At 65.0% G+C, this 23,910-nt stretch carries 20 protein-coding genes and 1 pseudogene; 6 read left to right on the plus strand and 15 right to left on the minus strand.

From position 1 onward, the window contains the following. Positions 1 to 2: 2 nt before the first annotated feature. The 14 genes from JQ635_RS16740 to JQ635_RS16805 all read right to left on the minus strand — a co-directional run bounded on the left by JQ635_RS16740 (position 3) and on the right by JQ635_RS16805 (position 14,475). Positions 3 to 929 (minus strand): Gfo/Idh/MocA family protein, encoded by a 927-nt coding sequence (locus JQ635_RS16740; RefSeq protein WP_211410935.1) that lies wholly within the window; start codon positions 927 to 929, stop codon positions 3 to 5. Further along, positions 926 to 1,702 (minus strand): FadR/GntR family transcriptional regulator, encoded by a 777-nt coding sequence (locus JQ635_RS16745; protein WP_211410936.1) that lies wholly within the window; start codon positions 1,700 to 1,702, stop codon positions 926 to 928. Before JQ635_RS16745 ends, JQ635_RS16740 begins: the two co-directional genes overlap by 4 nt. After that, the gene (yjfF, locus tag JQ635_RS16750) at positions 1,699 to 2,679 is read right to left on the minus strand and encodes a galactofuranose ABC transporter, permease protein YjfF (RefSeq protein ID WP_211410937.1); all 981 of its coding nucleotides are present in this window, start codon (positions 2,677 to 2,679) and stop codon (positions 1,699 to 1,701) included. Before yjfF ends, JQ635_RS16745 begins: the two co-directional genes overlap by 4 nt. Beyond that, positions 2,676 to 3,668 carry an ABC transporter permease gene (locus tag JQ635_RS16755; protein WP_211410938.1) on the minus strand — a complete coding sequence of 331 codons (993 nt, stop codon included), beginning with the start codon at positions 3,666 to 3,668 and terminating at the stop codon, positions 2,676 to 2,678. Before JQ635_RS16755 ends, yjfF begins: the two co-directional genes overlap by 4 nt. Continuing rightward, positions 3,665 to 5,209 carry a sugar ABC transporter ATP-binding protein gene (locus tag JQ635_RS16760; RefSeq protein ID WP_211410939.1) on the minus strand — a complete coding sequence of 515 codons (1,545 nt, stop codon included), beginning with the start codon at positions 5,207 to 5,209 and terminating at the stop codon, positions 3,665 to 3,667. Before JQ635_RS16760 ends, JQ635_RS16755 begins: the two co-directional genes overlap by 4 nt. 116 nt (positions 5,210 to 5,325) lie before the next feature. Beyond that, positions 5,326 to 6,291, minus strand: a complete 966-nt coding sequence (gene ytfQ / locus JQ635_RS16765) for a galactofuranose ABC transporter, galactofuranose-binding protein YtfQ (RefSeq protein ID WP_211410940.1) — start codon at positions 6,289 to 6,291, stop codon at positions 5,326 to 5,328. Between the two features lie 409 nt (positions 6,292 to 6,700). Beyond that, positions 6,701 to 7,873: a fumarylacetoacetate hydrolase family protein gene (locus JQ635_RS16770; RefSeq protein ID WP_211410941.1), complete on the minus strand. Its 1,173-nt coding sequence runs from the start codon at positions 7,871 to 7,873 to the stop codon at positions 6,701 to 6,703. Positions 7,874 to 8,172: 299 nt separating this feature from the next. Further along, positions 8,173 to 9,231: a YeiH family protein gene (locus JQ635_RS16775; RefSeq protein WP_211410942.1), complete on the minus strand. Its 1,059-nt coding sequence runs from the start codon at positions 9,229 to 9,231 to the stop codon at positions 8,173 to 8,175. A 123-nt stretch (positions 9,232 to 9,354) separates the two neighbouring features. Further along, a complete protein-coding gene (locus JQ635_RS16780; protein ID WP_018647704.1) occupies positions 9,355 to 9,573 on the minus strand; it encodes a hypothetical protein in 219 nt (72 codons plus the stop codon). A 165-nt stretch (positions 9,574 to 9,738) separates the two neighbouring features. Beyond that, complete coding sequence (locus tag JQ635_RS16785; protein WP_211410943.1) at positions 9,739 to 10,452, minus strand: ABC transporter ATP-binding protein; 714 nt, start codon at positions 10,450 to 10,452, stop codon at positions 9,739 to 9,741. Then, positions 10,449 to 11,204 carry an ABC transporter ATP-binding protein gene (locus JQ635_RS16790; protein ID WP_211410944.1) on the minus strand — a complete coding sequence of 252 codons (756 nt, stop codon included), beginning with the start codon at positions 11,202 to 11,204 and terminating at the stop codon, positions 10,449 to 10,451. Before JQ635_RS16790 ends, JQ635_RS16785 begins: the two co-directional genes overlap by 4 nt. 2 nt (positions 11,205 to 11,206) lie before the next feature. After that, entirely contained in the window at positions 11,207 to 12,226 is a 1,020-nt protein-coding gene (locus JQ635_RS16795) for a branched-chain amino acid ABC transporter permease (protein WP_211410945.1), read from the minus strand. Continuing rightward, the gene (locus JQ635_RS16800; RefSeq protein WP_211410946.1) at positions 12,223 to 13,125 is read right to left on the minus strand and encodes a branched-chain amino acid ABC transporter permease; all 903 of its coding nucleotides are present in this window, start codon (positions 13,123 to 13,125) and stop codon (positions 12,223 to 12,225) included. Before JQ635_RS16800 ends, JQ635_RS16795 begins: the two co-directional genes overlap by 4 nt. Before the next feature lie 90 nt (positions 13,126 to 13,215). Beyond that, positions 13,216 to 14,475 carry an ABC transporter substrate-binding protein gene (locus JQ635_RS16805; protein WP_211410947.1) on the minus strand — a complete coding sequence of 420 codons (1,260 nt, stop codon included), beginning with the start codon at positions 14,473 to 14,475 and terminating at the stop codon, positions 13,216 to 13,218. 173 nt (positions 14,476 to 14,648) lie between these two features. On the opposite strand from JQ635_RS16805, the gene JQ635_RS16810 reads away from it, so the two are divergent. The 4 genes and pseudogenes from JQ635_RS16810 (at position 14,649) to JQ635_RS16825 (ending at position 20,009) form a co-directional block, all read left to right on the plus strand. Further along, positions 14,649 to 16,142, plus strand: coding sequence for an AMP-binding protein (locus JQ635_RS16810; protein ID WP_211410948.1), 1,494 nt, complete (start codon positions 14,649 to 14,651; stop codon positions 16,140 to 16,142). After that, on the plus strand, positions 16,139 to 16,780 hold the full coding sequence (locus JQ635_RS16815; protein WP_211410949.1) for a TetR/AcrR family transcriptional regulator: 642 nt from the start codon (positions 16,139 to 16,141) through the stop codon (positions 16,778 to 16,780). Before JQ635_RS16810 ends, JQ635_RS16815 begins: the two co-directional genes overlap by 4 nt. Beyond that, on the plus strand, positions 16,777 to 18,690 hold the full coding sequence (locus JQ635_RS16820) for a flavin-containing monooxygenase (protein WP_211410950.1): 1,914 nt from the start codon (positions 16,777 to 16,779) through the stop codon (positions 18,688 to 18,690). Before JQ635_RS16815 ends, JQ635_RS16820 begins: the two co-directional genes overlap by 4 nt. A 102-nt stretch (positions 18,691 to 18,792) precedes the next feature. Then, a pseudogene (locus tag JQ635_RS16825) lies at positions 18,793 to 20,009 on the plus strand (helix-turn-helix domain-containing protein). A gap of 70 nt (positions 20,010 to 20,079) precedes the next feature. On the opposite strand, the gene JQ635_RS16830 reads toward JQ635_RS16825, so the two are convergent. Then, entirely contained in the window at positions 20,080 to 21,420 is a 1,341-nt protein-coding gene (locus tag JQ635_RS16830) for a PQQ-dependent sugar dehydrogenase (protein ID WP_211410951.1), read from the minus strand. Positions 21,421 to 21,656: 236 nt separating this feature from the next. On the opposite strand from JQ635_RS16830, the gene JQ635_RS16835 reads away from it, so the two are divergent. Both JQ635_RS16835 and JQ635_RS16840 read left to right on the plus strand, forming a co-directional pair. Continuing rightward, positions 21,657 to 22,847: a urate hydroxylase PuuD gene (locus tag JQ635_RS16835; protein ID WP_211410952.1), complete on the plus strand. Its 1,191-nt coding sequence runs from the start codon at positions 21,657 to 21,659 to the stop codon at positions 22,845 to 22,847. A gap of 147 nt (positions 22,848 to 22,994) precedes the next feature. Then, complete coding sequence (locus tag JQ635_RS16840; protein WP_211410953.1) at positions 22,995 to 23,852, plus strand: VOC family protein; 858 nt, start codon at positions 22,995 to 22,997, stop codon at positions 23,850 to 23,852. Positions 23,853 to 23,910 lie beyond the last annotated feature (58 nt).

Raw genomic sequence — 23,910 nt, forward strand, 5'->3', positions numbered from 1 at the left:
GTTCAGTCCACAAACGGTTCGACGATCGTGCGCTTGCCGAGCAGGAAAGAATCGGCGACGAGACGCAGCGGCGCCAGATCGACATCGCTCGTGCCTGACGCCGCCAGCTTGACGAAGCGCTGGTACAGCTCGCGATATTCCTGATCGGGTGCATCCGCAATGGCCTTGCCGTCGACGGCCATCCGCCGGCCGCCGCCAGACAATGTCATCCGGCCCTGATCTGTTTCCACGAGGATATCCCAGCTCTGCGGGCCGGTCTGCCGGAAGTCGAACTCAGCGGTGATGGGCAGGCCGTTGATGTCAGTCAGGTTCAGGTTCGCGGCGATCGGGGCCTGGCAATTAGCCGGGAAGGCAAGCTCGGCCGCGGTGACAAATACCGGCTGCGGCAGGATGCGGGTCAGGATCGACAGCGCATTGATGCCGGGATCGAATACGCCGAGGCCACCGGGTTCCCAGATCCAGGCCTGGCCGGGATGCCAGACGCGGACGTCCTCCTTCCAGTTGATGTGCACGGATTTGATCCGGCGCGTCGCCAGCCATTCGCGGGCCGGCTCGACCGCCGGCGCGTAACGCGAATGCCAGGTCGCGAACAGCGTTCGCCTGGCATCGGTCGCCATCGCGATCAGTGGATCGAGCTCGGCAACGCCAGTGCCCGGCGGCTTCTCCAGCATGACATGCTTGCCAGCGGCGAGCGCTGTGGCGGCCTGGGCGCGGCGCACCTGCGGTGGCGTGCACAGCGAGACGGCGTCGATCGGCGGACCTTTTTCCAGTAGTTCCTCGATGGTGGCGAAATGCGGCAGGTCCGGCAGTGAAGCGTTGCGACTGGCAACGGCTGCAAGTATCGCGCCCGGTGTCGCCGCGATCGCGCCGACATGCTGGTCCCGCGCGATCTTGCCGAAGCCGACGATGGCGATGCGAAGGTCTGTCACGCTTGTTCTCCCGTATCTGCCGACGGTAGCGGCTCGGCCGGGGCGGTCTCGATCACCGTACCCTCGTGGCGGCGCATGCCGTTGTGAATGACATAAACCATGGCCTCGGACGCGGCGTCCGCATCGCCCGCGGCGATGGCATCGACGATCTTCTGGTGCCAGAGCAGCACGGCGTCGCGGTCCTCCGGCTCGACCGGGGCGCTGAGCAGGAACGAGGCGCGCAACGCGGCCTCGATGACATGCCCAATCGAGCGCATGAACAGATTGCCGGAGGCACGCGCCACGCCCACGTGAAGCGCGAGATCGGCATCGGCAAAGCCGACCGAGTCGGAGGCTTCACGCCGCATGCGATCCATGCAGCGGCGGAGCTCGGCGACGTCCTCCTCGGACCGCTGCACTGCTGCGAGCATCGCCGCACGCGGCTCGACCGCGAGACGAATCTCGGCGAGGTCGTTGAGGAAGCGCTTGTCGATGCCGGCGTCGAGGTGCCAGGCCAGCACGTCGGCGTCGAACATGTTCCAGGCGCCGCGCTCGCGAACGACGGTGCCGACGCGGGCCTTGGTGGTGAGCAGTCCCTTGGCGACCAGCGTCTTCACGCTCTCGCGCAGCACCGGCCGCGACACGCCGAACATCGCGATCATCTCGGCATCGCCCGGTAGGCGCGTGCCTTCCGCGTAGCGGCCGGCGATGATGTCAACGCCGATCGAACGGGCCACCTCCGCGTGGTTGGAGTGAGCCCGCCGCGTCGGGATGACGACGATGCGCGAGGTCATGACGCCGCTCCTGCGCTCTTGGCCACCGGCCGGCGCGCCAGTGCGACCAGCCCCTGCTGCAAGGCGATGAAGGCGAACAGCAGGACGCCGGTCGCGATCTTGGTCCACCAGCTCGACAGCGTGCCATCGAAATTGATGTAGGTCTGGATCATGCCCTGGATCAGCACGCCGAGGAAGGTGCCGATCACCGAGCCCTGCCCGCCAGTGAGCAGCGTGCCGCCGATCACGACGGCGGCGATGCTGTCGAGCTCGACGCCGACCGCGGAGAGCGAGTAACCGGCGCTGGTGTAGAAGGAGAACACGATGCCGGCGATCCCCGCAAGCAGGCTCGACAGCATGTAGATCTTGATCGTCATCTTGCCGACGGCAACGCCCATCAGGCTCGCCGTCGCCCGGCTGCCGCCGAGCGCATAGACGTTGGCACCGAACCTCGTGAGATGCAGCAACAAAGCGCCGCCGATCACGATCACGAGCATGATGATCGCGATCGCCGTCAACCGCCCGCCGCCGGGCATGCGCAGCGCGAAGTCCGACACGGTGGAATAGACCGGCGCGGTGATCGGCACCGATTCCGTCGAGAGCAGGAAGCTGGCGCCACGGGCGAGGAACATTCCGGCCAGCGTCACGATGAAAGGTGGCAGATCCAAGACGTGGATCACGGCACCCATCGCCGCGCCGAAGGCCGCCGAGAGCGCGAGGATGGCAACGAAGGCGACCAGCGGCGGCACGCCCCAGCGCTCGATGGCGAGCGCGACGAACACGGTGGTGAAGCCGATCACCGAACCGACCGAGAGATCAATGCCGCCGGAGATGATGACGAAGGTCATGCCGGTCGCGACGATACCGAGGAAGGCGTTGTCGGTGAGAAGATTGCCGACCACGCGGGTGGAGGCGATGTTGGGGAATTGCAGGGCGCAGAGCACAAAGCCCGCGACGAGCACGATGGCGGTGATGAGGACGGGCGGCAGGCCTTTCATGCTTTGGTCCTCCGCAGCCGCGCGGCGATCCCGGCGAGACCAGAGAATTTCGGCGATTGCAGCAGCAGCACCGCGAGCACCACCACCGCCTTGACCAGCAGGTTGAACTCCGGCGGATAGCCCGACAGCAAAATGCCGGTGTTCATCGTCTGGATGATCAGCGCACCCAGCACCGCGAGCACAAGACTGAAGCGGCCGCCGAACAGCGAGGTGCCGCCGATCACCACGGCGAGGATCGCGTCGAGCTCGAGCCAGAGGCCGGCATTGTTGGCATCGGCACCCATGATGTCGGCCGCAGCGATAACGCCGGCGAGCGCGGCGCAGACGCCGCACCAGACATAGACCGAAAGGATCATGGCGCGGGTGCCGACGCCGGCAAGCTCGCTCGCGCGTGCGTTGCCGCCGGTCGCCTCGATCAGGAGACCGAGCGCGGAGCCGCGCACGACTGCACCGGTGAGGATCAGCATGCCCAGGGCAATCACGACCGGCACCGGCAGGCCGAGCACCGAGCCATTGCCGAGCCAGACCAGGTCCGGCGAGGAGAATGTCACGATGCGTCCCTCGGTGATGAGCTGGGCGATGCCGCGCCCCGCCACCATCAGGATCAGCGTCGCCACGATCGGCTGCATGCCGAGCACGGCGACGAGAAAGCCGTTCCAGAGGCCGCAGAGGAGGCCGGCGCCGAGCGCGGCCGCCAGCACCACGGGGAGGCCGTGGCTGTCAGCAAGACTCGCGGCGATCGCGCCGCAGATCGCCATGACCGCGCCGACGGACAGATCGATGCCGCGCGTCGCGATCACCAGCACCATGCCGAGCGAGAGCAGCGCCACCGGCGTGCCGCGGTTGAGCACGTCGATCAGGCTGCCGAACAGCCGGCCGTCCTGAAGGCGCAGGTCGAAGAATTGCGGCGACACCACGCGGTCGACCGCGAGGATGACGATCAGCGCCAGGATCTGGGCAAGGCCGCGGCGGGGCAGCAGCGCTGTCATGTGTGGGCCTCAAGCGCAACGGCGGCGCCGTCGGCGGCAATGGCGGCGAGGATGTTGCCGACGTCGATCGCCTCGCCCGCGAGCTCCTCGATATGGGCGCGGTCGCGCAGCACCACGACGCGGTCCGAATAGGTCACGATCTCGTCGAGCTCGGAGGAGATCACGAGCAGCGAAAGCCCGTCGTCGCAGAGGTCTCGGATCAGGCGGATGATTTCGGCATGCGCGCCGACATCGATGCCGCGGGTCGGCTCGTCCAGCACCAGAAGCCGCGGCGAGGTCGCGAGCCAGCGCGCCAGCAGCACTTTCTGCTGGTTGCCGCCGGAGAGCAGGCCGACCGGACGCTCCGGATCGGGCGGGCGGATGTCGAGCATCTTGACGTAGCGGCGCGCGATCTCGTCCTGCTCGCGGCGCGACAATGGCCGATGCAGGCCGCGCTTAGCCTGGAGCGCGAGCACAATGTTCTCGCGCACGCTGAGCTCGGCGACGATGCCGTCGGTCTTGCGCTCCTCCGGGCAATAGCCAAAGCCGTGGCGCACGCCATCGCGCGGCGAATGGAGCCGAACCGGTGCGCCCTCCACCTTCGCCTGCCCGCGATCGGCGCGCTCGGCGCCGAACACCAGCCGCGCCGTCTCGGTGCGGCCGGAGCCGAGCAGGCCGGCAAGACCGACGACCTCGCCGTGGCGCAGCTCGAGATGGAAGGGGGCAACATAGCCAGCCTTGCCGTAATTCTCGAAACTGGCGCAGACCTCGCGCGCCTGATGCTCACGCGTTGCCGCCCGCGCGCTGGTGGTTTCGGCGAGCTCGCGGCCGAGCATCATGCGGATCAGCTCAAGGCGCGGCAGCGAGGCGGTCTCGCGCTCGCCGACGAGGCGGCCGTTGCGCAGCACGGTGATGCGGTCGGAGATCTCGTAGACCTGGTCGAGGAAATGGCTGACGAAGACGATGCCGATGCCGCGCTTCGCAAGCTGGCGCATGATGCGAAAGAGAATCTCGACCTCGTGGCGGTCGAGGCTCGCGGTCGGCTCGTCCAGGATCAGCACGCGCGCGGAGAGATCCACCGCGCGGGCGATCGCGGTGACGTGCTGAATCGCGACGGAATAGTTGCCGAGCGGTGCGGCGACATCGATGTCGAGACCGAAATCGGCGAGCAGGGCCTTGGCGCGGCGGCGCATCTCGCCTTCGCGCACGATGCCGAAGCGCATCGGCTGGCGGTCGAGGAACAGGTTCTGCGCCACCGAGAGGTTCGGCAGCAGATTGACCTCCTGGTATACGGTGGCAATGCCGGCCTGGAGCGTGGCCTTGGCCGAGCGCGGCGCGACCTCTTCGCCACCGAGCCTGACAATGCCGGCATCGCGCGGGAAGACGCCGGTGACGACCTTGATCAGCGTAGACTTGCCGGCGCCGTTCTCGCCGAGCAGCGCATGGATCTCGCCGGCGCGCAGCGTGAAGTCGACCTCCTGCAACGCGCGCACGGCGCCGAAGCTCTTGCTGATCCCGCGCACCTCCAGCAGCGGCAGAGCAGGATCAAGGCTGTTTTCCATCGCAACGTCACTCCCACCGGCGCCCGCAGATGATGCGGACGCCCAGCCTATTCGCTCGCGCAGCGGTTTCGAAGGGGGTGCCGGACCGCAAAGCGCGCGGTCCGGCGAAGCCCGCCTCAGTAACCGAGGCCCTTCTTGCTGTCGTAGATCTTCTGCGGATCGTCGGCAGCCGTATAGAGCTTGGACTCGGTCTGGATCCATTTCGGCGGAACCGTGCCCTTGTCCTTGAAGGCCGCGATGGCGTCGAGCGCGGGGCCCGCCATGTTCGGCGTCAGCTCGACGGTGGCATTGGCTTCGCCGGCGGCCATCGCCTTGAAGATGTCGGGGACCGCGTCGATCGAGACGGTGAGGATCTCCTTGCCGGGCTTGAGGCCGGCTTCCTTCATCGCCTGGATAGCGCCGACCATCATGTCGTCGTTGTGGGCATAGACCGCACAGATGTTCTTGCCGCCGCCTTCGGCCTTGATGAAGCTCTCCATCACCTCTTTGCCCTTGGCGCGGGTGAAGTCGCCGGTCTGGCTGCGCACCACCTTCAGGTTCGGATGTTTGGCAACCGCAGTGTCAAAACCCTTCTTGCGGTTGGCGGCGACGCTGGCGCCGACCGTGCCCTGCAATTCGACGATGTTGCAGGCCTTCTCGCCGACCGTCTTCGCCAGCCAGTCGCCCGCGACCGCGCCTTCATGCACGCTGTCCGAGGTGACGGCGGTGAGATAGAGCTCCTTGCCGGAGGGATCGATGTCGCGGTCGAGCAGCACGACCGGGATCTTGGCCTCCTTGGCTTCCTTCAGCACCGAATCCCACCCGGTCGAGACGACGGGTGCGAGGAAGATCGCATCGACGTTCTGCGCGATGAAGGAGCGGATCGCCTTGATCTGGTTCTCCTGCTTCTGCTGGGCGTCGGCGATCTTGAGATTGACCTGGCGCTTGGCGGCTTCCTGCTTGGAGACCGACGTCTCGGCCGCGCGCCAGCCGGATTCCGATCCGATCTGCGAGAAGCCGATGGTGAGCTGGCCGGCACTGGCCGGCAGCGCGAGCAGCAAGGCGGCCATGGCGCTGGCCGCAAAGAGGGCTTTAGGGGTCATCAGGCGTGTCTCCCAAGATGTTATCCGGGGCGCCGATTGGTAGCATGGCACCCGCAGGCCGGCCTTCGAGGCGGCGGAGGGACTATTTCACGGAAGATGGGTTCCGACTAGTCATATTATTTGACTATTTGGCGGAAAACGCGCGGGAGCTGCGCGGCGGTCCTATGACACGCCAAGCGCGATTTTGTTCCAGCGATGCAACGGGGAGATGAAGGAAAATTGTGGGAGCTGCTGCGGCATCGGCAGAGCGCTCCCTCGCCCCGTTCTTACGGGGAGAGGGTTGGGGTGAGGGGCCCTCTCCGCGAAAGCGGTGAGAGTGGGACTCGCGGAGAGTCCCCCTCACCCGGACTGCATCTTCGATGCACTCCGGCCTCTCCCCGCAAGCGGGGAGAGGCGAAGGGCAGTAACGCTAGATCAGCTTCCGCTGCGCGAGGTTCTTCATCAGCGCACCGATGCCAAACGTCCAGGGCTCGCACTCGTCGCTAGTGCGCATGCGGTTGACGAGCTTGCCAAGCTCGGGCGCGGCGATGGTAACGATGTCGTCGCGCTTGTGGGTGAACCCCTGCCCCGGCGCGTCGCGATCCTTGACGGGTGCGAACATGGTGCCGAGGAAGAGCACGAAGCCATCAGGGTATTGATGGACCTTGCCGATGGTCTGCGCCACGAGATCGGTCGGATCGCGGCTGATCTTGCTGATCGAGGAATGGCCGTCGAGAACGAAGCCGTCCGTGCCCGTCACATTCAGGCTGATGTCGAGCTTGCGCGCGTCGTCGAGCGTGAAGCTGTCGTCGAACAGCCGCAGCAGCGGGCCGATCGAGCAGGACGCATTGTTGTCCTTGGCCTTCGACAGCAGCAGCGCCGAGCGGCCCTCGAAGTCACGCAGGTTCACGTCGTTACCGAGCGCGCCGCCGACGATCTTGCCGCGGCTGGAGACGAACAGCACGAGTTCAGGCTCGGGATTGTTCCAGGTCGATTTCGGATGCAGGCCGGCATCCATGCCGGTGCCGACCGAGGACATGGTCGGCGCCTTGGTGAAGACCTCGGCATCCGGGCCGATGCCAACCTCGAGATACTGGCTCCAGGCGTTCTGATCGATCAGCACCTGCTTCAGGTGCATCGCCTGGTCGGAGCCCGGCTTGAGCTTCGACAGGTCGTCGCCGATCAGCCGCGTCACCTCTTTGCGGATCGCTTCGGCCGAGGCCGGATTGCCCTTGGCGCGCTCCTCGATCACGCGTTCCAGCATCGAGATCGCGAAGGTGACGCCGGCCGCTTTCAACGTCTGGAGATCGACGGGCGCGAGCAGCCAAGGCTTCTTGGGATCGCGCCCATCGGGTGCCGTGTTGGCGACGATGGCTTCGAGATCACCGATGCGCTCGCCCTTGGTCGAGCTAAGCGCCTTGGCCGGATTGTCCTCCTCGCAGAGCGCGCTGATGGTCGGAAATTTTGCGGTCACGTCGAACACGCCGTCGCCGCGCACGGCGACCACGGCCGGACCATTCACCTGCGGCAGCCAGACGCGGCCGACCAATGTTCCCCGCGTGCCGTCCTCGGGGAGAAGGTCTTTTACAGTCAATGTCGTCATAGCCGGCGTCCTCACTGTTTTTCCGATCGGCCGCGGCCGATCACATTGGCGACGACCAATAAACGTCTGGCGGGGGAAGTCCAGCGCTCACGCCACCGCTCTGTCTTGCGCAACTTGCTCACTCTCTTCCTTCTCCCCTTGTGGGAGAAGGTGGCGCGAAGCGCCGGATGAGGGGTTGTCTCTGCGAACCCAACTGGCATTTGAATTCGCGGAGAGAACCCCTCACCCGGCTTCGCTATCGCGAAGCCACCCTCTCCCGCAAGGGGAGAGGGTACACCGCCGTTGCCGCGCGCGATCCCTCACTTGAACCAGTGCACCAGCGCGATGCTGATCCCCAGCAGCAGCATCAGCGACAGCGTCACCGCTGCCGTCACGCGGCCGCCGACATTCGCCAGCACACGCACATCGACGCCGAGACCGAGCGCGGCCATCGAGACCACGGTGAGAAAGCTCGTGATCTTCGTCACGGGGCCAACCACCGTGGCCGGCACGATCTCGAGCGAGCGCAGGGTCGCAAGCGCAAGGAAGCCGAGGATGAACCAGGGGACCAGGCGGAAGAAGCCGACACTGGTCTTCTTGGCATCGGCCTGCCAGCGCGAGGCGACCAGCGAGAGGCCGACGACGACTGGTCCCAGCATCAAGACGCGCATCAGCTTCACCAGCGTACCGATCTGCGTCGAAACGAGGCCGGCCGGCACCGTCGCCGCAAGCACCTGCGGCACCGCATAGACGGTCAACCCTGCGAGGATGCCGTATTGCGTGGCGGACAGCTGCAGCAGCGGGATCAGCAGCGGCAGGCCCAGCACCATCATCACGCCAAGGATCGCGGTGAAGGAGATTGAGGATGCGATCTCGTCATTGTTGGCGCCGATGATGGGCGCCACCGCCGCAATTGCCGAATTGCCGCAGATCGAGTTGCCGCAGGCGATGAGGATCGAGAGGCGCGTCGACAGGCCGAGCAGCCGGCTGAGGCCGAAGGAGACGCAGAGCGCGACCACGACGACCGCGGCGATGGAGGCGAGCAGCGCAATGCCCGAAGCCGCGATCGCCGCGAAGCTGATCGAGGCGCCCAGCAGCATGACCGCGACTTCGAGCAGCTGCTTGGCGCTGAACGCGATGCCGGCCTGCCAGCGCGGGGCTGGCTTCCAGAAGCTGCGCACGGCCATGCCGAGCAGGATCGCCATCACGAGCGCCTCGACATAGGGATGCTCGAACACGCCCAGTTCCGCCCGCTCCAGCAGGGCCGACACACCGGCAACGAGAATGCAGAGGAGGATGCCCGGAATCAGGGCCGCGATACGGCTCGCGGCGGTGGCCGGCTTGGAATCGGCCGGGCTGGATGCTTGATTCTGCGACACAAATCTCTCCCAGAGGAGAAAGATTTATACGCAGCGCACTTCAATTGGGGAATAAGTTTTCGGCATATCAGGGCCGAGGGAAGTTCTATCCTCAGCCCGGAATAAACGGCTCAGACGACAGCCTTAGAAGATCAGGCTCTTGGCCAGCGAGGCGACGCGGCTGAAGCCGTCATAGATGCCGGGCTCGAAGAAGGCCGCACGCGCCAGCACGATGCCGGCGACCAGCGACCAGAACAGCGTGGTGCCGGCCCGCAGCAGGAGCTTTGAGGCGCGCGATTTCGGCTGGGCGTCCGTTGCGGACACCAGCTGCTCGCCGAAGGGCTCAAATGCGGTGCGTTCCATGGCTACGCCAATCCATCAAATCTGATGGGAATGTCGTCGTTTCGGGCCCAAACGGCAATGGAAGCGATTGGCGTTTTTGCCCTCCGGAGGGGAAACTCCTTCCCTTCGAAAGAGCCACGGCAATAGTTTTGTTCTTCCGGCCTATTTGGACACCGGCGCCCGGGGCTACAGGGCCAGATAACGCCGCCGGATCGCGTCATTGGCTTTCAGCTCGTCGATTCCGGCCGCATAGACGATCTGGCCCTTGTCGATCACCGTGGCGTGGCTCGCCAGCCCCAGGCAGAAATGCATGTTCTGCTCGGCGATCAGCACGGTCGACCCGAGCTGGCGGAGCTGCCGCAAGAGCTCGCCGATCCGCTGCACGATGATCGGCGCGAGGCCTTCGCTCGGCTCATCCAGCAGCAGCAGCGCCGGATTACCCATCAGCGTGCGCGCGATCGCCAGCATCTGCTGCTCGCCGCCGGACAGGCGCCCCGCGATGCGATGGCGCAGCGGCTCCAAGAGCGGGAAGACCTCGTAGATGCGCTTGATCGGCCACTCGTCCTGGCCTTCCGGCCCCTTCTTGCGTCCGATGACGAGATTGTCCTCGACCGTGTGCTCCGGAAAGATCTGGCGATCCTCCGGCACGAAGCCGAGGCCGGCGCGCGCTATCGTATGCGGCTTCTGGCCGGAGATCACCGCGCCGCGCAGGCTCACCTTGCCGCGTCGCGGCGGCGCGAGGCCCATGATCGCCTTCATGGTCGTGGACTTGCCGGCGCCGTTGCGGCCGAGCAGCGCCATGGTCTCGCCCTGCCGCACCGAGAGGCCGACGCCGAACAGGATCTGGCTGGTGCCGTAGTAGACGTCGAGATCGGCGACTTCGATGACGGCGGCGCTCATGCGGCGGCTCCCGCATGCTCGGTGCCAAGATAAGCGTCGATCACCGCGCTGTTGTTGCGGATCTCGTCCGGCGTGCCGGTGGCGAGGATACGGCCGTAGCAGAGCACGACGATCTTCGGGGCGATCTTGAACACGATATCCATGTCGTGCTCGATGAAGACGACGGTGATCTTCTGGCTCTCCCAGAGCTCACGCACCTTGTCGATCATGCGCCAGCGCTCCTCCGGGCCCATGCCAGCGGTCGGCTCGTCCAGCAGCAGCACTTTTGGTTCGAGCACCAGTGCTAGCGCAATGTCGAGGAGCTTCTGGTCGCCGTGCGAGAGCGTGGCCGCCGTGCGATGGCGTTTGCCGGCGAGGCCTAGCAGCTCCATCACATGCTCGGCGCGGTCGCGCGTCTCGGGCAATGGAAAGCGCTTGTGCAGCACCGCGGAGGTGCGCTGGTCGGCGCTCACCGCGGCGAGCATGGTCTCCTGCACCGTCAGCGACTTGAAGATGCTGGCGACCTGGAAGGCCCGGCCGATGCCGTGGCGCACGATCTCCGGCGGCGAGCGGCCGGCAAGATCGACGCCATCCAGCAGCACCTGACCAGAGTCCGGCTTCAAGGCGCCAGTGATGAGATTGAAGAAGGTGCTCTTGCCTGCGCCGTTCGGACCGATCACCGCGGTGAGCGAGCCGTCGGGGAAATCCAGCGAGACATCATTGGTCGCCTTCACGCCGCCAAAGGATTTTGCGAGGTTGCGGATCTCAAGCATCGCTAGCGCCCTTCGCCTGTCTCGCGCCGGTGCGCGTACCATTCGGCGACGAAATCCAAGAGGCCCTTGCGCAAGCCCAGCGCGAAGAACAGGATGACGATTCCGAGCACGATGCCATGGTACTCGGTGAAGCGCGTGACGGTGTCGTTGAGCAGCAGCAAGAGCACGGTGCCGACCATCGGGCCGAGGAAGGTCGAGACGCCGCCGAGCATGTTGATGAAGATGGCTTCGCCCGAGATGGTCCAATAAGCGAACTCCGGATAGGCGCCGGAGACGAACAGCGCCATCACCATGCCGCCCATGGAGGCGAACAGCGCCGCCAGCACGAACACGGTGAGCTTGGCGCGCCAGACGTCGATGCCGAGAAAGCTCGCGCGCGCGGCATTGTCGCGGATCATGCGCAAGGTATAGCCGAACGGCGATTGCGCGATCTGGCGCATCGCCAGCAGGCCGAGAATCAAAAGCGCACAACTGGCGATATAGAGATGGATGTGGTTGGCCAGGTTGATGCCGAGGAAGGCGGGCCGCGGAATGCCGCCGCGCAGGCCCTGATCGCCGCCGGTGAAGGAGGCCCAGGACAAAATGGTCGAGTGGATCAGCATCTGGAAGGCGAGCGTAACGAAGGCGAAATAGATCTCCTTCAGCCGCACGCAGATCGCGCCGATGATCGCCGCGACCACGGCGGTGATCGCCAGCGTCGCGACGAAGGCAACCGGAATGGGCACGCCGAGCTTCTGCATGATCAGGCCGAAGCTGTAGGCCCCAAGGCCAAAGAACATGCCGTGCCCGAACGAGGTCAGGCCGGTATAGCCGACCAAGAGATTGAGCGAGGTCGCGAACAGGCCATAGGCCGAGCAGCGGATGACGAAATCGAGCAGCGCCTTGCTGCCTGACAACAGCGGCAGGCTCGCCAGCACGGCGAAGGCGATCAGCGCGATCAGCACGTCGCGATAGCGCCTCAGCGCGGCGCCGCTGCGCGCCGGCGCCAGCGTTTGCGCGCGTCCGGCCTCGAGCTCGGTCATGCCGCCTCCTTGCCGAACAGGCCGGTGGGTTTCGAGACCAGCACGATCACCATGAACAGGTACATCAGGCCTTCGGTGAAGAGCGGAAAGCCGAGCGAGCCGAACGAGCGGATGAGGCCGAGCAGCAGCGCGCCGATCAGCGCGCCCAGGATCGAGCCCATGCCGCCGATCACGGTGACGATGAAGGATTCGATCAGCACCGAGAATCCCATGCCGGGAGTCAGCGAGCGCACGGGCGCAGCGAGCGCACCGGCAAGCCCCGCCAGCATGCCGCCGAGCGCGAACACGCCGCCAAAGATCAGGCCGGTGTTGATGCCGAGTGCAGACACCATGCCGGGATTATGCGCGGCCGCGCGGATCACCTTGCCGATGCGGCTGCGCGACAGGCCGATGCCGAGCACGATGGCCGCGACGAGCGCGACACTGATCAGCAGCAGGTAATAAGGCGGCACCACGCCGCCGGCGATGAACAGCGGCATCACCTGGAATGCGGACGGCATGCCCATCGCCTTGAACTCCGGCCCCCAGATGATGCGCACGACATCGTCGAAGATCAGCACGAAGGCGTAGCAGACGAGGAGCTGCATCAGCACGTCCGCGCCGTAGACGCGGCTCATGAAGACGCGCTCGAAGATCAGGCCGAGGATCGCGGTGCCCGCCGCACCCGCCAGCATCGCCAGCGCGAAGCTGCCCGTGAGCTGATAGGCGCTCATCGCAAAATAGGCGCCGAACATATAGAAGGCGCCGTGGCTGAAATTGACGACCTTCAGCACGCCGAAGATCAGCGTCAGCCCGACTGCGACCAGGAACAGCAGCATGCCGATGATGAGGCCGCTGGTGGTTTGCGTCACCAGGCAGGCGGAGCTGGAGAGGCAGCCGGCAAGCGCATCGAGATCCACGGGAGCACTTTCATTGCAGCGCACGAGGTGTGGCGCGGAAGACGAAACGAAAACGGCGGAGACGGTCGCCCGCCTCCGCCGCGCATCAGATCAGGCGTAGCCCTTGCTCTTCTTCCACTCGGCTTCGAGCTCGAAGATGGTCTTCCAGTCGCCGGCCTTGACCTCGGGCACATAGGGCTCCTGCGGGATCGTGGTGCCCCAGCCGATGGCGTAGCCGACCAGCGTGTGGTCGTCGCCGCGCATCGTCACGGTGCCGTCGGCGCCGAACGGACATTTGATGGTGAGGCCCTTCAGCGCCTCCGCGATCTTCTTGCCGTCGGCGGAGTTCGCCTTCTTCGCAGCTTCCGCCATCAGCATGATGGCGGTGGCGTTCTCCCACGACCAGTTGGTCGGATATTCGTTGTACTTCGCCTTGTAGGCATCGCCCCAGGCGGCGTTTTCCGGCGTGGTCGGGAAGGTCTTGATGTAGCGGTTGCCGGAGTGGATGCCCTTGGGCAGGTTCTTCACCACGGTGAGCGCGGTGTAGTCGGCCATGTTGACCGCGAACACCTCCATCTGGCCGAACATCGCGTAGATGTTGGCCTGGTCGATGTAGGAGGTGAGATCGCCGCCCCACAGGCAGGAATACAGCGCCTGCGGTTTGGCCTGCAGGATCTTGGTGACCACCTCGGTATAGTCAGGCTGAAACAGCTTCGGCCAGGACTCGCTGATGATCTCGACCTCAGGCGCAAAGCGCTTCAGGTACAGCGTGAACTCCGCCGTGGTGTCGCGGCCATAGGCATAGTCGGGCGAACAGGTCGCCCATTTCTTCAAGCCCTTCGCCTTGGCGATCGCCGCGGCATAGCTGCCGCCGACGATGGAATCGTGCACGCCCTGCCGCGCGGTGCGGAAGGCATTGGGAATGTGCTGCTTGGGGTCCGCGGTGAGCGCCGAGGTCTCCGAATTGGTGTGGATGCAGAACACGCCGAGATCGCGCGCGACTTCGTGCACTGCGAAGGCGCCGGAGGAGGCTTCGGCGTCGATCATCAGCTCGCAGCCGTCGGTGTTGACGAGCTCGCGCGCGACGCGGGCGGCTTCCTGCGGCTGGCCCTTGGAGTCGCGGATCACCATCTCGATCTGCCGGCCGGCAAGACCGCCGGCGGCGTTGACCTTCTCGACCTCGAGCATCACGGCATTGCGCGAGGACGTGCCGAGCTGCGCGACGCGCCCCGACAGAATTGTCGGCATGCCGATCTTGACGGTCTTGGCCTGGGCGCGCGCTACCCATGGCGCGGCAAATGTCATCGCACCGGCGCCCATCAGCGCCAGAGTTGAACGGCGGCTGATGCCCGGCGTGCGGGTTCTCGTCATTTTCCCCTCCCTCTTTCGGGTCGGCGTTTTCCTGGTCCCTTACCGGAGATCGTCTCGTCTCCGTGTTCCCAAGGATTTCAGAGGTAGGGGGTGACGTCAAGCCAAAGATGAATTATGAGTCAGAATTCATAGGAGAGGAAACGAGGCCGGCAATTGGCCCGAAACCAACGAAAATGATCAATCTGTCGAGCTTCATCGGCTTTCATGCCCGGCGCACGCCGGAGCGGCCCGCGCTGAAATATCGCGGCGAGGAGATTTCCTACGCGGCTTTCGACGCGCGCATCCGGAAAGCGGCCGGCTGGCTTGCCGCGGAAGGCATCGGCGCCGGCGATGTCGTGGCCGTGCTGATGAAGAACAGCGCGGCCTTTCTTGAGCTCGTTTTCGCTACCAGCCATCTCGGCGCGGTGTTTCTGCCGATCAATTTTCGTCTTTCGCGCGACGAGGTCGGTTACATCGCCGGCAATGCCGGCGCGCGCCTGCTGATCGTCGATGAAGAGCTGGCGGCAAACGCAGCGGGCGCGAGGGTTGTCGTGCTCGACGAGGCCGCGCAGCAGAGCGTCAAGCATCTGGCAGGCGACGCGCCGCCCGCCTCCATGCATGTCCGTCAGCCATCCGACCTGATGCGGCTGATGTACACATCGGGCACGACCGACCGCCCCAAGGGCGTGATGCTCACTTACGATAATTTCTACTGGAAGTCGGCCGACCAGACCATCGCGCTCGGCCTCAGTGCCGAGACGCGGCTTCTCGTCGTCGGCCCGCTCTATCACGTCGGCGCGCTCGACCTGCCCGGCATCGCCGTGCTCTGGCATGGCGGCTTCATCCGCATCGAACGCAATTTCGAGCCTGAGACCGCGCTCGAGGCGATCGCGGAGGACAAGCTCAACGCCGCCTGGTTCGCGCCCGTGATGACCACGGCGATGCTCACCTGCCCTACCCGCGATCGCTACGACGTCTCCAGCCTGAAATGGGCGATCGGCGGCGGCGAGAAGACGCCGGAGCTGCGCATCCGTGCTTTCTCGGAGCTTTTTCGCAACGCGCGCTACATCGATGCCTATGGCCTCACCGAGACTGTCGGCGGCGACACCTTCATGGAGGCCGGCCGCGAGATCGAGAAGATCGGCTCCACGGGCCGCGCCATCGCCCATGTCGAGATCGAGATCCGCGACGAGGACGGCAAGACGCTGCCGCCGAACGTCAACGGCGAGATCTGCCTGCGCGGTCCCAAGATCACGCGCGGCTATTGGAAGGATCCGGAGAAGACGGCCTCCGCCTTCTTCGGCGACTGGTTCCGCAGCGGCGACGTCGGCTATCTCGACGACGAGGGCTTTCTGTACCTGACCGACCGCAAGAAGGACATGATCATCTCCGGCGGCGAGAACATCGCTTCCTCAGAGGTCGAGCGCGTCATCTACGATTTGCCCGAGGTGCGCGAGGTCGCGGTGATTGGCCTCCGCGATGCGCGCTGGGGCGAGCGTCCCGTCGCGATCGTCGTGCTCGCTGAAGGCGCGCGCCTAGAGCTCCCTGCCCTCACCGAGCACTGCCGCGCGCGGCTGGCGAGCTTCAAGGTACCGAAACAGCTGATCATCCGTGACAGCCTGCCGCGCAACCCAAGCGGAAAGATCCTCAAGCGCGTACTGCGCGCCGAGCTGGAGACGTCTGAATGACGCAAGTGAACGCCAAGGTGACAAAGCTCAACCGCGTCGAGCGCAACGCCTGGACCAAGCAGAAGATCTTCGAGGCCGCCACGAAGGTCGTCGGCAAGCACGGCTATGCCGAAGCCTCCGTCGCCCGCATCACCGAACAAGCCGGCGTCGCGCAAGGCACCTTCTACAATCATTTCGAGAACCGCCAGGAGCTGCTCGACCAGCTGCTGCCCAAGATCGGCCTCGACATGGTCGAGTTCATCCGCGCTCGCACCGGCAACGCGCACGCAGCGCGGCAGGAGATCGAGCGCTTCTCTGCCTTCTTCGACTTCATCCGCGAAGTCCCGGAATTCCTGCGCATCCTCAACGAGGCCGAATTTTTTGCCCCGATCGGCTACCAAAAACATCTCGACAACATCTCGGTCGCCTATGTCCGCATCCTGCGCCGGGCCCGCCTTGCCGGCGCGATCGAGGATTACAGCGACGAGGAGTTCGAGGCGATCGTTCACATGCTGATGGGCGCACGCGGCTATCTCAGCCGCCGCTATTCCTATTCGGAAAGTGGCGTCACCGCCGTGCCCGACCACGTCATCTCCGCCTATCGCAAGCTGATGACGCGCGGCCTCTTCACTGCCTCCGGAGATCTGGACACGCCATGAACATCGAATCTCCGCACAAGCCGCTCGACCTCGCCTCTGCTATCGCCGAAGGCGACATCCGCTGCCTGCTGATGGTGCTGGTTCACATGACCGGCGACGAGAAATGGCTCGAACCTCCGTACCTGCCCAAGCGCGACATCCGCCTCATTCCCGATCCCGATGCCGGCGTGCCCCGGGAGATACAGGACGAGATCCGCGCCGCCGTGGTCAGGCTGTTTGCCGACGGCACGCCAAAGCCTGTCATCACCGATCCCGGCGACGGCCTGCTGCTGAGGATGATGCGTGCCTGCCTCGGTGAGAACGTCGCGCCGGAATACGCGCCCCTGATGCGCGAGGAGATGGGTTTTGTGCCGCGCGAGGCGCGCTGGACGAGGCGTCCTTCCGACGACAAGCTCGCCGACCAGCATGTCCTCATCGTCGGCGCCGGCGTCTGCGCCATTGCGCTCGGCGTGGCGCTCGGGCATCTCGGCATCCCCTATACCATCGTCGAGAAGAACGACGAGCTCGGCGGCACCTGGTGGATCAACCGCTATCCCGGCTGTGGCGTCGATACGCCGAACCACTCCTACTCGTATTCGTTCGGCTCGCGCAACGCATGGACCCGCTATTTCTGCCAGCGCGAGGAGCTGCTCGGTTATCTGCTGAAGGTCGCCGAGGAATACGGTATCCGCAAGCATCTGCGCGTCAACACCGAGCTGACCTCATCGCGCTGGGATGAGGCTAAGCGGCGCTGGATCTCGACGCTGAAGACCAGGGACGGCGAAGAGACCTTTGAATCCACCGCGCTGGTCAGCGCCATCGGCCAGCTCAACGATCCCTCCCGCGCCCGTTTCAAGGGAGAGGACAAGTTCAAGGGAACGATCCTGCATTCGGCGCTGTGGTCCGGCAATATCGACCTCGACGGCAAGCATGTCGCCGTGATCGGCACCGGCGCGACCTCGATGCAGCTGGTGCCGTCGATCGCCGGCCGCGTCGCCTCGGTCACGGTCTATCAGCGCAGCGCGCAATGGGCGCGGCCGGTGAAAGGCTATTCCGATCCGATCAGCGAGGGCGCGCGCTGGCTGCTCGCGCATCTGCCGTTCTATGTGCAATGGTACCGCTTCAACATGTTCTGGCGCTACGGCGACGGCCTGCTGCCGTTCCTGCGCAAGGACCCAGCCTGGCCGCACCCCGAGCGCGCCGTCAACAAGGGCAACGACCGGCATCGGCAGGAGCTGACCGACTTCATCCTGTCCGAATTGCAGGGGCGGCCCGACCTGATCGAAAAATGCGTGCCGACCTACCCGCCCTACGGCAAGCGCATCCTGCTCGACAACAACTGGTTCAAGACATTGACGCGACCGAACGTCGAACTCGTCACCGACGCGATCGACCGTTTCGACGAGAGCGGCATCGTCACAGCCGATGGCAAGCAACGCCCAGCCGACATCATTGTCGTCGCCACCGGCTTCAAGGTGACGGAGATGGCCGCACGCCTCAACATCAGCGGCCGCGGCGGCAAGGATTTGCGCGAGACCTGGGGCAACGACAATCCGACCGCGTTCCTCGGCCTCACCGTGCCTGATTTCCCCAACTTCTTCTGCATGCTCGGGCCGAACTCAGGGCCCGCGCATGGCGGCAGCGTCATTTTCCAGTCGGAATGCCAGAGCCGCTACATCTCGGCGTGTCTCGCCGGCATGATCGAGAACGACGTTGCCGCCATCGATGTCCGCCCGGAGGTGCTCGACGATTATGTCCAGAGGGTCGATGCCGAGCACGAGGCGATGATCTGGACCCATCCGGGCATGACGACCTACTACCGCAATTCCAGCGGCCGCGTGTTTTCGGCGATGCCGTGGCGGTTCGTGGACTACTGGCGCATGACGCGCGACCCGGATCTGCGGCAGTACAGGCTGACGAAGGCCGATTGAATCGGAGCGGCATCGCTGGTGTGAGCAACCGGCAACATAGGTAACAGTTCAGACCGACGACATGGGTAACAGGTCAATTGGTCGGCAAGGAGGGCCTTGCCGATGGGTTGGAAGGAGACCTGTGCCATGGACGAGCGGATGCGCTTTGTGTTGGCGGCTGAGAAGGGCGAGGAGTCATTTGCGGCCCTCTGCCGGCGGTTCAATGTGAGCCGCCGGGTCGGGTACAAATGGCTGGGGCGGTATGAGGAAGAAGGGTTGGCCGGTCTGCTCGATCGCTCGCGGGCTCCACGGCATCATCCGCAGGCGATTGCGCCGGAGATTGCGGAGCGCTGTCTTGAAGTCCGGCGGGCGCATCCGACCTGGGGGCCAGTGAAGGTGAGAGCTTATCTGGAGCGGGTTGCGCCTAAAACCGAGTGGCCAGTGGCGAGCACGATCGGAGAGCTGTTTGATCGCGAAGGGCTGACGGTAAGGCGCAAGCTGCGTCGGCGCAGCCCGCCTTCGAGCGCGCCCTTTGCCGCATGTGAAGCCGCCAACGACGTCTGGTGCATCGACTTCAAAGGCTGGTTCCTGACGGGTGACGGCAATCGATGTGAGCCCCTGACGATCACCGATGCCCACAGCCGCTATCTTCTGCGCTGTCAGGCATTGCCCCGCACCGACACTGACCATGTCTGGCCGGTGCTCGATGCCGCCTTCCGCGAGTTCGGATTGCCTAACTTCCTGCGGTCGGACAATGGCTCTCCCTTTGCTTCGCGAGGTGCGGGCGGCCTGTCGAGCTTGTCGGTGAACCTGATCAAAGCCGGAGTGACGCCGGAGCGCATTGCTCCGGGCAAGCCGCAGCAGAACGGCCGCCATGAGCGCATGCATCTCACCCTGTTGCAGGATGTAGCCAGCCCGCCGGCACGCAGCATGCGCGAGCAGCTAAAGCGGCTTCGCGAGTTCCAGCAGCTCTACAATCACGAACGTCCTCGCTGGACAACGCCACGCCTGCCGATCGCTACCAGGCTTCACCGCGCCGCTACGACGGAATCCTGCGCTCCCCGGAATACGGCGACCAGGAGGTCCGCTGGGTTCGTCACAATGGAGAGATCAAGCTCAACGGCCGGCTCGTCTACATCAACGCTGCCTTGGCGGGCGAGCCGATTGGGCTGACCGAGGCCGAAGGCTGCTGGAGCGTCAGCTACGGTCCTGTCCTGCTCGGCTCCATCGCCTATCGCAGCGACCAACTGCGCAAGCCAAAACGGAAGGGCTGTGGACTTGGGGACAACGCTGCGCGTTGCCCCCAGGGTCCACAGCCCCAACAACAACAACAGACCTGAACGAAACGAGAATTGTGTTACCCATGTCGTCGGTCTGAACTGTTACCTATGTTGCCGGTTGCTCACACCGTCACTGCGGCTGCCGGCTCACCCGCCAGATCGTGCCATTGCCATCCTCCGACACCAGTAGCGAGCCATCCTTCGCCACCGCCACGCCCACAGGCCTTCCCCACACCTCCGTGTCGCTCACGACAAACCCCGTGACGAAATCCTCGTACTCGCCCGTCGGCTTGCCGTCCTTCATGCGGATGCGGATCACCTTGTAACCGGTGCGCTTGGAGCGGTTCCAGGAGCCGTGCTCGGCGGCGAAGGCGTCGCCCTGGTACTCCGATGGAAACTGTGTGCCCTCATAGAACGTCATGCCGAGCGAGGCCGAGTGCGGCTGGATCAGCACGTCGGGCACCGTCACCTTGTCCTTGAGGTCGGGCCGCGCGCCGGCATGGCGCGGGTCTTCATTGTTGCCGATATAGAACCAAGGCCAGCCGTAGAACGCGCCCTCCTTCACGCTGGTCACGTAATCCGGCACGAGGTCGTCGCCGAGGCCGTCGCGTTCGTTGGTCGAGCACCAGGGCAAGCCTGTCTGCGGCTGCATTGCAAGGCCGACGCAGTTGCGGATGCCGGTGGCGTAGACCTTCCGCTCCTTGCCATCGGGATTGAAGGCCAGCACCGTGGCGCGCTCGAGCTCGCTCGCCCACGTTGCGCCAAGCGGCTGCGTCTTCGACCACACGTCCATCCCGCCCGGCGGCGTGCCCATGCCTTCGGCGACATTGCTGAGCGAACCCACCGAGACCAGCATGCGCTTGCCATCCGGGGTGAAGACGATGTCGCGGGTGGAATGGCCGCCGTCATGCGGCAGGCTTGCCACGATCGTCTGCGCCTTGCCGCGCGCCTTGAGATCGCCGGCCTGATAGGGAAAACGGACGACGCTGTCGGTGTTGGCGATGTAAACCCATTGCGGATTGTCGCCATTTGGAAAGAAGGCGATGCCGAATGGCTGCTTCAAGCCGCTGGCAAACACCTCGTTGGTCGCGACCTTGCCGCCCTCCCCAGTGCGCAGCACGCGAATGGTGCCGGCCCGCGTTTCCGCGACGAAGACATCGCCGTTCGGCGCGACCCTGATGATGCGCGGCGCGCGCAAGCCTTCGGCGAACAGCTCGATCTTGAAGCCGGCCGGCACCTGGAGCGATGCCTGCGACGGCCGCGGCACCACGCGCGAGAAGCTGGCAACCGATGGCGTCGCATTGGGCCTGGCGAGGTCCTGCGGCCGGATCACCCTGACCGCGCCGGGCTTGTCGGCCCGCCAATCGCCATAGGCGTCCTTGCCCTGCAGCACCGGCTCGGCTTGCGCGCCGTTTGTGGCCGCAGCCAGCAATCCCGCCGCCAGTGCTGCGGTCCATGTCCTGCTTTTCATCTCGCCTTCCTCCCGGCCTGCATGTCTCGCACGTCAACGTCGATCGACCTGCAAATGGTCCGCGACAGGCAAATCGCCTGCCGCATCCCACATCAGCTCATGCCCGCACGATGTGCATCAGCCACGATCCATCGTACTGGAAAACACCGCGGATAGGTGCAACACATTGCAAGGGAGCGGCCGCCGGTTGCGGTCATCAAAGCTGCGGCATCCATGCCGCACCTGATGGGGTGATCATGTGGGGATCCATCATATCGGAATGGGCGAGCCTGCTGCTCCGCTGGCTGCATGTGGTGGCGGCGATCGCCTGGATCGGCAGTTCCTTCTATTTCATCGCTCTCGACCTCAGTCTCAAGCCCAGAGGTGACCTGCCTGACGGCGTGCAGGGCGAGGCCTGGCAGGTCCATGGCGGCGGCTTCTACCGGATCATGAAATATCTGGTCGCCCCCAGCCAGATGCCGAACGAGCTGACCTGGTTCAAATGGGAGGCCTACACCACCTGGCTGTCCGGCTTCGCGCTGATGGTCGTCGTCTATTATCTCGAGGCCGACCTGTTCCTGGTCGACAAGTCGATCCTCGATCTCACGCCATTTCAGGCCGGCCTGTTCAGCTTCTTCAGCCTGGCTCTGGCGTGGCTGCTCTATGAGGCCGCGTGCCGCACCGGGCTCGCCCAGCGCGAGCTGCCCTTCGCCATCGGCGGCTACCTGTTCCTGGTCGCGCTCACTTATGCCTTCACCCATGTGCTGAGCGGCCGCGGCGCCTTCAACCAGATCGGGGCGATCATCGGCACCATCATGGTCGCCAATGTCTTCACGCTGATCATCCCGAACCAGAAGAAGATCGTGGCGGCGCTGATCGCGGGACAGGCGCCTGATCCAAAACTCGGCAAGACCAGCAAGGAGCGCTCGGTCCACAACAACTATCTGACCCTGCCGGTGGTCGTGCTGATGATCAGCAACCATTATCCCCTGCTCTACGCCACGCGCTTCAACTGGATCATCGTCGCGATCATCCTGGCGCTGGGGCCGGTGATCCGTCATTTCTTCAACGAGGGTCATGCCGGGCGCAAATCGCCGTGGTGGGTGTGGGGTGTGGCCGCGATCGGCGTGATCGCGATCCTTTTCCTGTCCGCCGCCGGCCCGCGCGAGGTGAAGACGGGCGCATTGTCGACGCCGGTCACGGTCGCCAATGTCGAGGAGATCGTGATGTCCCGCTGCAGCATGTGCCACGCGGCCGAGCCGGTCTGGGCCGGCATCGTCACCGCGCCGAAGGGCATCCTGCTCGACGCCCCCGAGCACATCCAGCGCAACATTCGCCTGATCGGCCGTGTCGCCGCCTGGTCCAATGCGATGCCGCCGGGCAACATCACCGAGATGACCAACGAGGAGCGCGCCATCCTCGCAGCCTATATCGAGCAGTCCCGCTGAGGCCGGCACGCGCCGATCGCGCATTTCGCGGAATGAAATTCCGCATCTCCCACCGAATTGAAAATGACTTGACCGCCTATCCGGCGTAGAGAGGGGCGGCGGCCCTAGGTCGCTGTCCAATTCAGTTTGCATCCGGGGATAAGAACAGTGGCCCTCAAAAACGTCATCGGTATCGACCACGCCGTGGTCATGGTGAAGGACCTCGACAAGGCCGCCGAGACCTATCGCCAGCTCGGCTTCACCATCTCCCCGCGCGGCACGCACAGCGCACATATGGGCACCGGCAACTACACCATCATGTTCGACCCGGATTATATGGAGCTGCTCGGCGTGCTCGTGGCGACCGAGCAGAACGCGCCGGCCCGCGCCTTCGTCGAACGGCATGGCGAGGGCATCGAGCGCATCGCCTTCACCGCGGTCGACAGCGCCGCCGGCGCGGAGGAGATCCGTGCGCGCGGCCTGACGCCGATCGGCCCCACGGATTTCGAGCGGCCGGTGACCCTGCCGAATGGCACGATCTCCGCCGCGAAATTCCGCACCTTCATGTGGCCGACGGCCGAGGGACCGGGCGGCGTGCGCATCTTTGCCTGCCAGCACAAGACCCGCGAGACCGTGTGGATCCCTGAATTGATGAAGCACGCCAATGCGGCCAAGCGGATCAGGCAGACGCTGATCGCAACACCCGAGCCCGCGAAAGAGGCCGCACATCTCGGCCGGCTGATCGACCGCGAGCCGAAGGCCGAGGCCGACGGCGCGGTGACGGTGCCCTCCGGCGGCGATCGCGCCGACTTCGTCTATCTGACGCTGGACCAGTTGGCCAAGCGCTATCCCGGCGTGCCGCTCGCAGGTCTCTCCGAGCGCGGCGGTGCGGCACTGGTGCTCATCAGCGGCGATCTCGCGGCGACCGAGAAGGCGCTTGGTTCGGCCGCGGTACGAAGCGGGGCGGCGATCTGCGTGCCGCCGGCCAAGGCCAACGGCACCCTGCTCGCATTCGTTGCCGGCTGATTTTAACTAATTCTTTAACGTGCGTTTACCCGGCGGCTCTAGGATTCCCGGCAATCCA

It is taken from the genome of Bradyrhizobium iriomotense (assembly GCF_018130765.1).
Classification (GTDB): Bacteria; Pseudomonadota; Alphaproteobacteria; order Rhizobiales; family Xanthobacteraceae; genus Bradyrhizobium; species Bradyrhizobium iriomotense_A.